The sequence below is a fragment of the Pseudoalteromonas sp. NCIMB 1079 genome (genome assembly GCF_040567695.1).
GTDB lineage: Bacteria > Pseudomonadota > Gammaproteobacteria > Enterobacterales > Alteromonadaceae > Pseudoalteromonas > Pseudoalteromonas distincta.
In genome coordinates this window covers 3233051-3248433 of sequence record NZ_JBEWZA010000001.1, presented here as the reverse complement: position 1 = coordinate 3248433, position 15383 = coordinate 3233051, and the positions used below count along the sequence as shown (strand labels likewise).

Annotated in this window: 13 protein-coding genes; 9 read left to right on the top strand and 4 right to left on the bottom strand. The window is 40.3% G+C overall.

All coding sequences use genetic code 11. The annotated features are described in order from the left end of the window. Positions 1 to 41: 41 nt before the first annotated feature. The gene (locus ABX891_RS15095; RefSeq protein ID WP_354629833.1) at positions 42 to 746 is read right to left on the bottom strand and encodes a glycerophosphodiester phosphodiesterase; all 705 of its coding nucleotides are present in this window, start codon (positions 744 to 746) and stop codon (positions 42 to 44) included. Continuing rightward, positions 743 to 1609 (bottom strand): DMT family transporter, encoded by an 867-nt coding sequence (locus ABX891_RS15090; protein WP_182194720.1) that lies wholly within the window; start codon positions 1607 to 1609, stop codon positions 743 to 745. Before ABX891_RS15090 ends, ABX891_RS15095 begins: the two co-directional genes overlap by 4 nt. Before the next feature lie 159 nt (positions 1610 to 1768). Between ABX891_RS15090 and ABX891_RS15085 the strand changes: the two genes are divergently transcribed. The 7 genes from ABX891_RS15085 (at position 1769) to ltrA (ending at position 9993) form a co-directional block, all read left to right on the top strand. Then, on the top strand, positions 1769 to 1939 hold the full coding sequence (locus ABX891_RS15085; protein ID WP_164487629.1) for a hypothetical protein: 171 nt from the start codon (positions 1769 to 1771) through the stop codon (positions 1937 to 1939). Next, the gene (locus ABX891_RS15080) at positions 1936 to 3036 is read left to right on the top strand and encodes a sensor histidine kinase (protein WP_354629832.1); all 1101 of its coding nucleotides are present in this window, start codon (positions 1936 to 1938) and stop codon (positions 3034 to 3036) included. Before ABX891_RS15085 ends, ABX891_RS15080 begins: the two co-directional genes overlap by 4 nt. Continuing rightward, positions 3036 to 3650, top strand: coding sequence for a response regulator transcription factor (locus tag ABX891_RS15075; RefSeq protein ID WP_024599310.1), 615 nt, complete (start codon positions 3036 to 3038; stop codon positions 3648 to 3650). The genes ABX891_RS15080 and ABX891_RS15075 overlap by 1 nt, the downstream gene beginning before the upstream one ends. 98 nt (positions 3651 to 3748) lie before the next feature. Beyond that, on the top strand, positions 3749 to 4483 hold the full coding sequence (locus ABX891_RS15070) for an enoyl-CoA hydratase/isomerase family protein (RefSeq protein WP_354629831.1): 735 nt from the start codon (positions 3749 to 3751) through the stop codon (positions 4481 to 4483). A 201-nt stretch (positions 4484 to 4684) separates the two neighbouring features. Then, positions 4685 to 7180, top strand: coding sequence for a ribonuclease R (gene rnr, locus ABX891_RS15065; protein WP_354629830.1), 2496 nt, complete (start codon positions 4685 to 4687; stop codon positions 7178 to 7180). Next, entirely contained in the window at positions 7177 to 7920 is a 744-nt protein-coding gene (gene rlmB, locus ABX891_RS15060) for a 23S rRNA (guanosine(2251)-2'-O)-methyltransferase RlmB (RefSeq protein ID WP_002958023.1), read from the top strand. The genes rnr and rlmB overlap by 4 nt, the downstream gene beginning before the upstream one ends. 798 nt (positions 7921 to 8718) lie before the next feature. Further along, complete coding sequence (ltrA, locus tag ABX891_RS15055; protein WP_354628940.1) at positions 8719 to 9993, top strand: group II intron reverse transcriptase/maturase; 1275 nt, start codon at positions 8719 to 8721, stop codon at positions 9991 to 9993. Between the two features lie 239 nt (positions 9994 to 10232). Here ltrA and ABX891_RS15050 read toward each other — a convergent pair whose 3' ends face one another. Both ABX891_RS15050 and ABX891_RS15045 read right to left on the bottom strand, forming a co-directional pair. After that, on the bottom strand, positions 10233 to 12389 hold the full coding sequence (locus ABX891_RS15050) for a TonB-dependent receptor family protein (RefSeq protein ID WP_354629829.1): 2157 nt from the start codon (positions 12387 to 12389) through the stop codon (positions 10233 to 10235). Positions 12390 to 12577: 188 nt separating this feature from the next. After that, the gene (locus ABX891_RS15045; RefSeq protein ID WP_354629828.1) at positions 12578 to 13429 is read right to left on the bottom strand and encodes a LysR family transcriptional regulator; all 852 of its coding nucleotides are present in this window, start codon (positions 13427 to 13429) and stop codon (positions 12578 to 12580) included. Positions 13430 to 13555: 126 nt separating this feature from the next. Between ABX891_RS15045 and ABX891_RS15040 the strand changes: the two genes are divergently transcribed. Beyond that, on the top strand, positions 13556 to 14155 hold the full coding sequence (locus tag ABX891_RS15040) for a hypothetical protein (RefSeq protein WP_058154172.1): 600 nt from the start codon (positions 13556 to 13558) through the stop codon (positions 14153 to 14155). A 98-nt stretch (positions 14156 to 14253) separates the two neighbouring features. After that, positions 14254 to 15336: a glycine cleavage system aminomethyltransferase GcvT gene (gene gcvT, locus ABX891_RS15035; RefSeq protein ID WP_354629827.1), complete on the top strand. Its 1083-nt coding sequence runs from the start codon at positions 14254 to 14256 to the stop codon at positions 15334 to 15336. Positions 15337 to 15383 lie beyond the last annotated feature (47 nt).

The following is a 15383-nucleotide window of genomic DNA, read 5'->3' as shown; positions in this document are numbered from 1 at the left end:
CTTAAACCCTACGATTTTTATTTTAGTTAGGGAGATGTAAGTTAGCTTTTTTGTAACGACAACAAGTAAGCTTTGGTTCGCGCTGGGTAATTTGTAAAAATTCCGTCTATGCCATACTCAAGCATTAGCGCTATATCTTGTTCTCTATCGACCGTATAAGCATAAATCTTTAGGCCTCTTTTTTTTGCATCATCTGCAAAAGCCTTATTTATAAAGGTTTTATCTGCATGCACGCTATAAGCGTTTAAGTCACTTGCAAACTTTGCATAGTTAATTGGAATAGAAGAAGTAAGGGCGCCTATTTTAAGCCATGGTAGCCTATTTTTAAGCCACTGTAGTTGATGATGATCAAACGATGATACTAAAATATTGGCTTTCGATATTTTGTTAGCTTTAATGTTTCTCTCAAGTTGAACTGCAAACCTCTCCAGTTCAAACGTATGTTTAAGCTCAATATTCAATAAATATTTATTATTATTCCAATCAAACAACTGTTGAAGAGTAGGAATTTTTTCGCCATTTCCAGCATCAAGTTTAGAGAGTTCATGTGCCGTAAAGTTACTCACCCTACCTTTACCGCTGGTGGTTCTATCGAGCCATGAGTCGTGTATTAACATGTAATCATCTAAGGAACTTTGAATATCTACTTCAATACCATCAACACCTACTTTTAACGCTTCTAAAATAGCGCTTTCGGTGTTTTCAGGAAAATCGCCACTGGCACCACGGTGTGCAAATACTTTCATTGTCGAGCCTTTTTAGTGATTGACCACGTTTCAAAACAAGCGGCACTAACAATAAGTGCTCCACCAACTAACGTCATAACAGTAGGACGTTCATGAATAATTACTATAGCCAGTATGGTGCCATAAAGTGGTTGTAAGCAAGAAATTAACCCAGCGGTTGCCGCTGATAAATGCTTTAAACTTGCTGCAAATAATGAGTGAGGTGTAGCCGTAAAAATAATACCCGCTATAGCAATTAAAATCAGATCATGATCACTAACCTCATACACAGGCACTTCAATAAATGCGCACAGCATAATACTTGCCACTAAGGTTTGATAAAACATCGTTTGCGGCCCGCCATATTGGCTAAAGTAGCGCTTATGAGTAATGTTTCTGATTGAAAAAAACAATGCCGATATTACACCTGTCATTATACCCAGGGTTACATCGTCGCCTAAGTTTGCATTTGGGACTAATAGGTAAATACCTAAAACAACTACCACCGCACTTATTATATCTTTTGCTTTTGGCCTGCTTTTATTAAATAAGGGCTCTAAAAACACTGTCATTACAGGGTAGCTAAAAAACGCCAGCATCCCAATTGTTATACCGGCCATTTGCATACCAGCAAAATAGGTTACCCAGTGAATACCCACCGCAACTCCTAAAAATAATGCAATAAGGTAGTCTTTAGGCTTGTTTAGTTTAATTTGTTTTTTTTGAAAATAAAGCATGGCTAAAATAGCCATTCCTGCAATTGCAGTTCTGTAAACGGTAATATCTAAAGCATTTAAACCAATAAGTTTGGCAAATAGAGCGGTCCCGCCAAAAAGTAATACCGCTATGTGTAAATAAATTAAACTTTGTTGCTGAGGCTGCATTTAGTTTCCTTGTTGTACTTTTTGAATATATTAACATTGCTTAAAAATTCTTAAGATGAATTTTTTACCGCATGACAAAAGTCATTAAAGTTGATGACACTTCACACTCTTATTATTTTTGTACGCGGGCATAGTTACCTTACTCAACAGGAGGTAATTATGAATTCTTTAATTTTAATCAGCTTAACTATTAATGAAGTGCTAGAGGCGTTAAGTTTTACTATTACGTACGCAGATTGCTTTATGCTGGTATGCATTTTTATGTTATTTATATTTATTAATAAAAATAGTGCTATAAGTAAAAATAATATGCCAGAGGTATTAGTATGAGCTCGTTAAGCAGCTTTTCTCAACAAAGCGATAAAGGTTTTTGGAAATATGGACATTTAATTTTTACCGGCTTTTATTTACTCCCGCTAATAATTAATTTTTCGAGCTTTACAGTTAACCAAATTGTTATGTCTTTAGCCTTCTATATTGCTTTTATTCTTTTGTATGTAAAAGCAATAAACTGTAAAAGCGCAGGGGTGACTAAGTTATTTGTAGCCATGCTCTTAATTTGTTTTTGCGCTACTTTTTACACCACAGGTACGCCTACTTTATTTGGTTTCGTAGCCTATATAGCAGGCTACTCTTACAGCTCCCGTCAAAGGATTTATGCTGCGATCGCAATTATATTCACGGTTTTATTAAGCACATATATTGGAGATATAGGTAAGGTTCAATACTTTTTAGGCGTTGCTTTGATTCTATGCGCCACATTATTTAGTTACGGTATTGCAGCAAAAAGAGAAAGCTTATACAAAAAGCGCGAACAAGAAAGCGCTAACCAACTAGAGCAATTAGCAGCTATTGCAGAGCGAGAACGAATAGCTCGCGACTTGCATGATATTTTAGGTCATTCACTTTCATCTATTGCTTTAAAAGCTGAGCTTGCTAATAAATTAAACCAAGGAGAGCGCTACGCTCAAGCAAATAGCGAAATTGCACAAGTGGCCGATTTGGCAAGGCAGTTGCTTAGCGATGTAAGAAGCGCCGTAAGTGATTTAAAACAGCTTAATCTTGTCAGCCAAGTAGCACAGTTAAAGCAAAGGTTAATAGAGCAAGGATTTAACGTTTCATTTAATGTGGTTTTAAATGCTCTGCCCGCTAAAGTAGAGGGTATAGCAGGCCTTATAATTAAAGAGGCAGTTACTAACTTATTACGCCATAGCAACACAAAAAATTGCGAAATAAATATAGAACAAACAGCGCAGCAGTTACTTATAACCGTAATTGACCATGGTCCGTGCAGTACATTGAATTCGGGCAATGGCCTAAATGGTATTAAAGAGCGAGCAGAGCAACTCAATGGCAGTGCAGTATTTGCCTGTGGCGATAATTTTACTTTAAAAGTAGTGCTTCCAATTACAGCTAAGGATTTATAATGATCAGAGTATATTTAGTGGAAGATCAGGCGCTTGTACGCGACGCAGTAGCAGCATTGTTAGGGCTTGATTTTAATATTGAGATTATTGGTCAAGCAAGTAACGGGCAAGATGCACTTAATGCAATTGAGGCGCTTGATAGTGATTTGCATCCCGATATAATTTTAACCGATATAGAAATGCCAACCATGAATGGTATAGAGCTTAGCGAAAAAATAGCCGCTAAATTTCCTGCTATAAAAATGGTTATTATGACTACATTTTCTCGTGCGGGTTATATTAGGCGAGCGCTTACGACTGGCGTAAAAGGTTTTATTTTAAAAGAAGCACCAAGTGAAGAGTTAATAAATGCGCTTAAAAAAGTAATGCAGGGACAAAAGGTAATTGACCCAGAGCTTGCTATTAATGCATTAGACGACGCAGATCCACTTACCGACAAAGAACGTAAAGCCCTTAAACTTGCAAGCGATGGCCTTAAAACAAGCGACATAGCCAAGCAGTTATTTATTAGCGAAGGGACTACGCGTAACTACCTATCGGATGCCATTGCAAAATTAAACGCCACTAACCGCATAGATGCTGCGCGTATAGCTAAACAAAAAGGGTGGCTTTAATTAGCGGGTTTATAAATTATAAGCAAAGTATTACTATGATATATAAAAGTAACGAACAGCGCTTAAAATTAGCTTAAAAAGCGCTAAAAGAGGTTTTAATGGCAAATTTAATAGAACTAACAACTAAAAATAATATCGCTATACTCACCATGAATACCGCTGAAAACCGCCACAACCCAGCGTTTTTGGCTGAGTTTAATTTACACCTAGACCACATTGAAGCAGAACAAAATATTAAGTCAGTTATTTTAACGTCTTCAAGTGATAAAAACTGGTCATTGGGTATCGACCTCCAATGGATGTCTAATCCAAGTATTTTACCTGCAGCAATTTCAGACTTTATGATTCAAATAAGTGACTTATTTAAACGCATAGTTACTTTTCCTATGCCTATTATTGCTGCGTTAAACGGGCATACCTATGGTAATGGTTCTGTACTTGCGTGTGCGTGCGACTTTAGATTTATGAAATCAGACAAAGGCTTTTTTTGTTTTCCTGAAGTGGATGTAATGGTGCCATTTTTTCCGTCGATGTTTCCTATAATTAATAAGGCTATTTCGCAAACCTTCTTTAATCGTCTAGCTATGTCAGGAGAGCGGGTTGGTGCACAGCAGTTGCTAGAGAACAAAGTAGTTGAAGCTGTGTTTGCAAATAACGACGAACTACAAGCGGGTGTACTTGAGTTTGCCCAGCAGTTTAATAAAAATCGTTGGATTTACGCTCAAAATAAAACACAAATGAATAAGCAGATTTTACTTACGATGAAAGAAGAAGACCCAAGCTTTATTGATAATATAAGTAAACTGCTGTGGAAAAACCTACAAAAAAAATAGTATAGGTTTTAGCATTGCTACGAGATGACTAAACACTTTGCAGTTAAGGGATCGTTAAGCCCCATTGCGCTAGATTTTTAAACTATACAGCAAGGTAAACAGCAAGGTAAAAGTGCTTTCTTAAAAGTTTAATAGCTTTTACCTGTCTCATTATAACTATATGGGTTAAAATACCTACATAACCAACTAACAAGATAGTGAATGTCAAACCAAGATCCAAATCTCAGTCGAGAACAAGAAAAGTACGAAAACCCAGTCCCTAGTCGTGAGTTTATACTTACTCACCTTCAAGAGCGTTCAAAGCCTGCTAACTACGCGCAATTATGTGAAGAACTAGCAGTAAACGATGACGAACGCCAAATAGCATTTAAACGCCGCCTTCGCGCTATGGAGCGTGACGGACAGCTGTATTTCAATAAATTTAAATGCTACGCCCTAATTGACGAAGCCGGTTTAACCAAAGGCAAAGTAATAGGCCACAGAGACGGTTTCGGCTTTTTAGAAGTTGAAGGCGAGAGTAAAGATTGGTTTATTGCTAAGCACCAAATGAATATGGTGTTACATGGCGACATTGTACTAGCTAAAGGCACTAAACGTGGTTCTGGCTCAAAATGCGATGCACGTATTATAAAAGTGCTTACTAACGAGCGCGCGCCAATTGTTGGCCGTTACTTTGTTGAGCACGGTGTTGCTGTTGTAGTCGCTGAAGACCCGCGCATAACGCAAGATATAATGATTTTACCAGGCAACGAAAACGGTGCACGCCATAACCAAATGGTGCAGGTTAAAATTACGCAAAATCCAAGCCGTAACATGAACGCGGTAGGTAAAGTTATAGATGTACTTGGTGAGCATTTAGCCCCAGGTATGGAAATTGAAGTTGCACTGCGCAATCACGATATTCCACATGTATGGCCAGAAGAAGTTGAAGCACAAGTTGCTCACCTAGGTGAATTTGTTGAAGAAGCTGACAAACAAGGTCGTGTAGATTTACGTGATTTACCACTTGTAACTATTGATGGCGAAGATGCACGCGACTTTGATGACGCCGTATATTGTGAACCTAAAAAATCAGGTGGCTGGCGCTTATGGGTTGCCATTGCTGATGTATCGCATTACGTAGGAATGAACACGCAGCTTAACAAAGAAGCAATTTTGCGTGGTAACTCAGTGTATTTTCCTGAGCAAGTTATTCCGATGCTACCAAAAGTGCTTTCTAACGGATTATGTTCGCTTAACCCAAAAGTAGATCGCTTATGTATGGTTGCCGAAATGACCGTGTCGAGCGCGGGTAAACTTTCGGGTTATAAGTTTTACGAAGCGATAATGAACTCGCATGCACGTTTAACTTACACCAAAGTAAATGCCATTTTACAAAACGACGAAAAACTACGCGAAGAATACTCAGCCGTTGTGCCACATTTAACTGATTTACAGCAAATGTACATGGCACTTAAAGCTGCACGCCAAGACCGTGGTGCCATAGAGTTTGAAACCCTAGAAACACGTTTTGTATTTAACGCTCAGCGTAAAATAGAATCAATAGTGCCTGTTATTCGTAACGACGCGCACAAACTCATTGAAGAATGTATGATTTTAGCCAACGTATCAGCGGCTAAAATTCTTGAAAAGCATGAAGCAAGCGCGCTTTATCGTGTGCATGACGAACCAGACCAAGAAAAACTAGGTAACTTTACTAAGTTTTTAGGCGAGTTAGGTATTGAAAGCACATTAAGCGACGAGCCAACACCAAAAGAAATAACGCAAGTATTAGCGCGACTAGGTGACCGCCCAGAAGCTGAACTTATTCAAACTATGTTACTGCGTTCAATGAAACAAGCTGTATATCAGCCAGATAACATTGGTCACTTTGGTTTAGCGTTATCGGCTTACGCGCATTTTACATCGCCAATACGCCGTTACCCAGATTTAGTAGTGCATCGTGCTATTAAAGCAGTAATAAAAGCACAAGGTCAGCAAACGTCTGGCGAATATGCTTACACCGACGATGAAGTTGATCAACTAGGTGAGCAGTGTTCTACAACAGAGCGCCGCGCCGATGATGCAACTCGCGAAGTAGCTGATTGGCTTAAATGTGAGTTTATGCAAGACCATGTAGGTGAAGAGTTTGATGGTGTTATTTCATCGGTTACCAATTTTGGTTTGTTTATTCGTTTAGACGATTTACAAATTGATGGGCTTATACACGTTACTAATTTAGGCGACGAGTTTTTTGCGCATGATGCTGCAAAACACACCCTAATAGGTGAGCACTCTCACAAAGTTTATCGCCTTGGCGATAAAGTAACAGTTAAAGTTGCGTCGGTTAGTTTAGACGATCGCCGTATAAACTTAACGCTTAAAGGCGATGTTGCACAAGACAGATACTCACGTCGTCGTGCACCAAAAAAAGGTTCAGGTAAGTCTGAGCATGCGCCAGCAAGTGTGCGTTCGCAATTAAAAGCAGGCAAAGTACCAGGTAAAAAGTCGCACAGCGATGACAAACCAAAAGGTAAAAAAAAGCCAGCAAATAAAGATAAAGGCAAGCCTGCAAATAAGTCTGCAACAAAACCTGCAGATAAAAAAGCAGCAGACTCTGCCGTAAAGAAAAAACCAAAGAAGAAGGCCGTTAAAAAGCCTAAAAGAGCAGGCAAAAATGCCCGCAAACGTACTAGCCCAGGAGCAGACAATACGTGAGTAATGAATTAATTTTTGGCTTTCATTCTGTTGAAGCAATTTTAGAAAGCGAACCAGAGCGCTTTGTAGAAATTTACGCCCTTAAAGGTCGTGACGACAAACGCTCAACTCCGATTATTGATGAAGCACGTAAATTTGGTATTTCAGTACAGTTTATGCAGCGTAAAGCCCTTGATAGCAAATCAAAAGGTGAGCAGCATCAAGGTATTATTGCTAACGTAAAAGCAGCGCCAACGTTTAATGAAAAAGATCTTGATGCGATAATCGCTCGTGAAGACACACCGTTTTTACTTGTGCTTGATGGTATTACCGATCCGCATAACTTAGGCGCATGCCTACGTAGTGCAGACGCGGCAGGTGTTCACGCTGTGATTGTACCTAAAGATAAATCGGCTAAGCTTAACGGTACTGCACGTAAAGTGGCCTGTGGTGCAGCCGAAACAGTACCGCTTATTCAAGTGACTAACCTTGCACGTACGCTTCGCGAAATTAAAGATGCAGGCGTATGGGTTGTAGGAACCGCTGGCGAAACTGATAATCACGTATTTGATGCAAGCTTAACAGGGCCAATGGCTATTGTTATGGGCGCAGAAGGCGAGGGCATGCGACGCTTAACGCGTGAGCATTGCGATATGCTCGTTAAAATCCCAATGGCGGGTACTGTTTCAAGCTTAAACGTATCGGTAGCCACGGGTATTTGTTTGTTTGAAGTATTACGCCAACGTAACGCAAATAACTAATATATAAAACGATAAGTTTTATGTATTAAAAAGCCGAGATTGAAATTCAATCTCGGCTTTTTTGTTTGCCCAGCGAAGCTGGCAAACCCGATAGGCTGAAAGATGCCTTATTACCCTGACTAAGGGGAAGATAATCTGAATGGCAAGGGCGTCACTGGCCAACGGTGGGGTCTGAAGGAAGCCATAAGAAGTTAGAGGTACACAACTAACCGTAACCTGTTTCGGCAGTATTGGTGGGTCAGCGTGCAAAATAGCGCAACGCCCTATACTTAGTCAGACCAATACTGTGCTTGAGGGTGGGATTTCTAACAGGGAGCCAGTGCAGTAACTGGGGAAGCCTGGCATCTAAACTTAGTGTAAATAAGTGGCCTAAACTCAAGGGGAAACCCAAGGTTTAACGTCGGTGTGAGGTGGCAGATGAACCCGTAGTAGTGAGTAAGGCTAGGCCGATGAAAGCCAGTAATGGTGTGGAGGACAAAACCAAGCCGACTATCAACAGAATGTTTGATAGGGTCAATTTTAATCAAAAGTTTTAATTGATTGCGAAGGGGGGAAGTATTCTTTAAGTGTATGAAAATCAGGAGTATCGACGTATAGGCTCACATGTATTTCGACGGAAATAGGCAATAGATGACGGCTAAGCAGGAATGTGGACGCTGAGAACTGAAGGCCGAGCATGGGAGTAATGAGCGACCACTTAGGCAGATTGCCATTCGGCTAGCACACCTAATGTCCTCATGAAGAACACCACTATACATCAATGTGAAACGACAGACATACCGTAAGCAAAGGCAATTGATGACAGTTTACTACAGCTTGTATGGGCAATTATTAGATATTAATAACCTGTACAAGGGATTCAAAAAAGTGAAAGCAGCGAAAGGAGCGGCCGGAATAGATAGGCAGTCCATAGCCGCGTTCGCCTTGAATTTAGAAGAAAACTTGAAACAACTGCAAGGTGAACTGCAAAGCAAGCAGTATCGCGCACAGCCAGTCAAACGGATAGAAATACCGAAAGATGATGGTGGTGTGAGACTGCTGGGAATTCCAACAGTTCGCGACCGCATAGTACAACAAACACTATTGAACATTCTCCAACCGCTCTTCGACATCGACTTTCACCCATCAAGTTATGGGTACAGGCCGAAACGAAGTTGTCATGACGCCATCAGCAAAGCCACGGTATTTATTCGTAAATATCACCGTGAGTGGGTGGTTGATATGGATCTGTCGAAGTGTTTTGACCTACTCGATCACGACTTGATCATAAGCAGCGTCAAACGCAAAGTGACAGACGGTAGCATCTTAAAACTGCTCAAACAGTTTTTAAAAAGCGGAGTAATGATAGGCAATAATTGGGAAGCGAGTGAGCTAGGAAGTCCACAAGGTGGTGTTATCAGTCCACTGTTGGCGAATATCTACCTAGATGCATTTGATCAAGAAATGAAAAAGCGAAATCACAGAATAGTGAGGTACGCCGACGACATATTGATCTTATGCTGCACAGAAAAAGCAGCCAAGAATGCACTCACAGTAGCGACTCAGATACTCGAAAAAGGCTTAAAGTTAACAGTCAACCAAAAGAAAACGCACATAGCGCATAGTAGTGAAGGCGTAAAATTTTTGGGAGTGGAGATAGGCAGTAATTGGACGCGTATCCAAGCCACAAAACTCAAAGGCTTTAAACAAAGAGTTAAACGATTAACAAAGCGAAATAGTGGCATGAACTTAATTGAAGTAATAAAAAGACTCAATCCAGTGGTGCGCGGCTTTGTAAATTATTTCAGTATAGCCAATTGTAAACGAGTGCTAAATTTGTTGGCAAGGTGGGTGAGACGACGATTAAGGGCAATTCAGTTAAGGTTGTGGAAAAACCCAGCGAGGTTGCATAAGCGACTAAAACAATTAGGGAAAAAGCCGCCATTTAAGTTCATCAAAATGAACTCATGGCGAAACTCTCTAAGTCCATTATCGAATGTAGCGATGCCAAACCAATGGTTTGAGGAGCAAGGTTTATATTCAATGGAAAAAGTAAGTACAGGATGGCTTGCTCAATCGGCGTTTAGAAAATAAGCCGAAGGGATAGAAGAATACAGGAGCCGTATACGAGGCCCGTACGTACGGTTCTGTGAGAGGGATGAGGCAAAAGCCTCACCCTACTCGATGTGTCTGTAATTTACGCTTTTAATTTTATATCAATTGATACTCTATTATAGCGATAGGAAAATAACTCTATAGCAAGACAAAAATAACGAAATATAGTTGTTCTTATATGAGTTATTTTTAACGCAGCTAGAGAGCTATTTAACTCGTTAGAATGAGTAAGTGTAGCCCATCTGTACAGTCCTCGGCTTACCTGGTTGAATGCCACCGTTTGAACGGTTAGCAACGTATGTTTTATCAAACAAGTTATCAACGCTTAGGTATACTTTTTGATTTTCATCGATTAAGTATTTAGCAGCTAAATCCCATACTACGCGGCTATCAATTGCGTTTAAGCCCGACTCAGTTAAGTTAGCATGCGCATCAGATACGTAACGTATTTGGCTGTTAACTACAAACGCAGAAAACTCAGCACCTAACGATAACGCTACTTGGTTTTCTGGTACGTAAGGTATTGCATCGCCTTTTTCTACCGCGCCCCAAATTTCTGAATCAAAATCGTTTTTAAACTCAGAGTCTGTGTAGGTGTACGTTAATTTAACTGGGAACATAGCTGTATCAGTTGCAAACGTACGTGCTGCACTAAATTCAAAGCCCGCTACTTCTACTTCACCGTAGTTGTATTGGTCGCCAATGTTGTCGTCGCTACAACCAACCGCTGCAGTACAGTTACCGTGCATGTTGTCGTAGTCTGAGTAAAATGCAATTACTTCACCGCTAAAGCCATCCATATTAAAGCGAGAGCCAAACTCAATGTTTACACTTTCTTCTTCTTCTTGGTCAGCATTACCAGGTGCAGCTGGTGCATAACCTTTTTGAATGCCCGCAAGTAGCGTTACGTTTTCGTTAAGCGTGTATGTAGCACCTAGTGACGGCACTAAAATTTCAGTGTCGTTCGACACATCTTTAGTTAAACCGTTGCTGCGTGTTGGATCTGATTTAGACCACTCTTCACGCGTAATAGTAATGTCTTCATAACGAAGACCAGCACTTACTACTAATGCGTCAATTGTCCACTCGTCTTGAATAAACAAGGTGCTTGCTTCTGCACTATCTACGCGGTTGCTATCAGAGCCCGGAACGCCTTGCTCTGTAAGCGTTAAGCTTAGGTCTTGATTAAGTGTGTATTTGTCTTCCCATTGAAAACGATCCATTTCGTCTTCGTGGTAACGTACGCCAACAGTCACATAGTGATCGCCTGCCGGAATATGTAATTCAGACTGAATACCTTTAGCTTGGTAATCGCGGTTATTAGCTTTAACGCCAATACCTTCAATGCCTTCGCTTGTTGGGTTTGCTTCAAAATCGCTGTACTGCTCAAGAGTACTTAAACCTACGCTGCTGGCTTTATACCAGTTACGGTGAAAATCGTTTAAGTAAGCCGTAGCTAAAAACTCATAGCCATCACCAAAACGGTACGCGTAGTTAAGTTGGTATGCGTTGTGGCGCGTATTCATTTCATCGTTTTGCGATGCAGCATAACGACGGTAAGGACTTTCTTGATAGTCTTCGTCAGTTAAGCCCATGTATGTTTCGTCTGATGTTTCGTCAGAGTACTTAATTTTTAGCTCAAGATTATGCGCATCGTTTTGTCCAAACGTATGGCCAAACTTTAATAGTAAATCTGTTTTTTCAAAGCCGGTGTTGTCATTGCCTACTGGCAGCTCTTTAAAGCCGTCTGCGCCGTAAGTAAATACTTCAATTAAACCTGCTGTGTTATTTTTTTCTTTACCAAAGTAAGCATGGCCTTTGTAGTAACCGTCGCTACCAAGGGCTGCATCTACCATACCTTTTGAGCTATTTGGCTCAGTTGGTAAGCTGCGCGAAAGTAAGTTTAAAACACCACCCGTAGTACGCGGGCCGTACTTAACTGAGGCTGCGCCTTTTAATACTTCAATAGATTCCATACGACCCATAGTAGGGAAGTAGTATGCAGAAGGTGCTGAATATTGTGCTGGTGCAACTAATACACCGTCTTCCATTACTGATATTTTATCGTTACGGCCAGTACCTGTACCGCGCATACCAATATTAGGACGAAGGCCATAACCGTCTTCTTCTTGCACGTAAACGCCCGGAACAGACGCTAAAACGCGAGAAATATCGGTAAACTGGAATTTTTGAAGCTCTTCTTCAGAAATAAACGTAGCTGAACCAGGAATATCGTTAATTGCTTGCTGAGAGCCAATAACAGTGATTTGTTCAAAGCGTTGTTCTTTATTGCTGGTGTCTTTTGCTATTGCAGTAGCACTAAAAGACAAAGCAACCGCAGTTGCCAAAGTAGATACTAAAAACTTAGGGTTCATTGTGTTCCTAATCATGTCAATTATCTTAATTGGCGTAATTTGAACACGTTAACGAATACGAATCAGTGTTAATAACTATTTAATTATTCAGTTTAATGGAACTAAAAACACCTGCTTATGCAACTTTGTTAACTAAATTGTTTCTTTTGTATTAGTTTGTAATTGCTTTACTCGTTATAAAGTTTTGATTAGCTATAACCTAAACGTAGCGCTATAAACTCCGCGAGCTTATCTACTGCATGATCCGACTCACCCGAACTTTTAACCAAACTAATACCAATATTACCAAGAGCCGGTAAATGTTTGGTTTGAACCTGATAGTTAAGCTCACTTGGTACTGTACTTTTGGCAAGTACCGTAATACCTAAGCCTTCTTTTAATGCAGCAATAAGGCCGGTTAAATCGGCGTTGCTATAAACTATTCGGTATTTAATGCCTGCACTTTTTAATGCATCAGTAGCACGGCGACGATAAATACATCCCTCTGGTGCGGTAACTAGTGTAACCACCTCATTATGCGCAAGTGAAAGGTCGCCCACCCACACTAGTTCGTCTTGCATAAAAATAGGAAACTTATCAGAGTTGAGTCGCTCATTTAGCGCAAGTACTAAATCAAACTGATCTTGGCGAGAAGCCGAAAGCAAATGCTTACTTAAACGCGACTTAACCTCTAACGACACCTCAGGGTAGAGCGCCACAAAGTCGCCAATAATAGAAGGTAGTATGCGCGCTGCAAATTCGCTCGGAATACCCAAGCGCACTTTACCTGCAATGTTTTCTGAGGTGAACTGCTGCAAAATAGCATCGTTGTGTTGCATCATTTGTTTTGCCATAGGTAATAATAGCTCGCCGTACTGGTTTAATACTTGGCGCTGCCCTTGTTTTTTAAATAGTTTATAGCCAAGCACGTCTTCTAAGCGCTTTATTTGCAAACTTACAGCAGGTTGCGACAGGCCAAGTAAATCGCCTGCTTTAGCAAAGCCACCTATTTCAACTACCATTACAAAAGTACGTAAACCGTCTGTTGATATGTTTTTCATATTTAAAATTACAATTTATATGGCTATATATATAAGTATTATTTATCAATTGATAAATAATTACAATTTGTTGTTGATAGGCGTGGGCAATATACTTTTGTAATCAAAAATACACAGGTGTTTGTTATGACTTTTAACCCAATAATGTTTGCCCGCCACAGCAACGCAAGTAGTGCGGTTACTAACGCTTTGCAAACTAACAACAATCACGTTGTAATGGATTTTAGCGGCACCGAAACCAGTGTATTTTTAAGCACTATTTTAGGCCTTGATTTAACTAAGCTTACCGCCAGTGGTTTAGGCTTAAAAGGCACGCTTGATGGCGACTATAATTCTGACTACAGTTTTGCTGTTTATTACTTTAGCGAAACCGCCTTTAGATTCGTACTACCACACAACGCAAGCCTTCAACTACAAGCGCTTATAAACGAGCAGCAATTACGTTTTGATATTGATTATGTAGTACGCACCGATCTGGCAAGCTTTATTTTAAGTGGCGACAACGCATTTGATACCCTAGTTAATGCTTTTAAATTAACACCAGGTTTGCGCCTTTCTGACGCGCAACTTTGCTACGGTGCACAAAGCGGTGATGTATTTATTACCGCCATTGATAAAAACGACGAACAACACTTTGTATTAGTAGCTAAACAACAAAAATTACAAAAATGGCAAAGCTACATGCAAGCGCAAGGCTTTGCACTTATGCATAGTGAAGCCGCATAACGAATAAAAACAACAGGCGAGCATTACAATGTTTACCTGTTTTTATATCTATTTAAGCCACGCCCTAAACAGGGTTAATTTAAACGTGAAGGAATGTTATGACTTCTAAAACTGTACTACATGCTAAGCACCTAGAAGCGGGCGCAAAAATGGTTGATTTTCATGGCTGGGAAATGCCAATCAACTACGGCTCACAAATAGAAGAACACAATAGCGTACGTACCGACGCAGGTATGTTTGACGTATCACACATGACTATTGTTGATATTGAAGGGCCTCAAGCAAAAGCATTTTTACGTAAGCTAGTAGCTAACGATGTTGCAAAATTAACCGTACCAGGCAAAGCGCTTTACACAGGCATGCTTAACGAGCAAGGCGGTGTAATAGACGACTTAATTATTTATTTCTTTAGTGAAACGTTTTACCGCCTAATTGTTAACTCAGCAACGCGCGAAAAAGACCTAGCGCATTTAGCTAACGTATCGAGCGACTTTGACGTAACTGTTACAGAGCGCCCAGAGTTTGCAATGATTGCAGTGCAAGGGCCTAACGCTAAAGCAAAAACAGCCACACTTTTAAATGCTGAGCAACAAGCCGCTGTTGAAGGTATGAAGCCGTTTTTTGGCGTTCAAGTAGGTGATTTATTTATTGCCACAACGGGTTATACTGGCGAAGACGGTTACGAAATAGTAGTACCGAACGACCAAGCAGCCGATTTATGGCAACAACTTCTAGATGCAGGTGTTAAGCCTGCTGGTTTAGGTGCACGCGACACGTTACGTTTAGAAGCAGGTATGAACCTTTACGGTCTAGATATGGACGAAAGTGTATCACCACTTGCAGCTAACATGGCATGGACCATTGCATGGGAACCAGAAGATCGCGACTTTATTGGTCGTGACGTACTTGTTAAGCAACGCGCAGAAAAAAGCACTGATAAACTTGTTGGCTTAGTGTTTGAAGAAAAAGGCGTTTTGCGTAGCGGTTCTAAAGTAATTGTTGATGGTGGTGAAGGTATTATTACCTCAGGTACTTTCTCACCAACACTTGGTTTTAGTGTAGCCCTTGCACGTGTACCACGTTCAACAGGCGATACAGCTCAAGTAGAAATGCGTAAAAAATTAGTAAACGTTAAAGTAGTAAAGCCTAGCTTTGTACGTAACGGTAAATCAATAATTTAAATAATTTGGTTATACCAATCACAATCATTATTGTGATTGGTATCCTC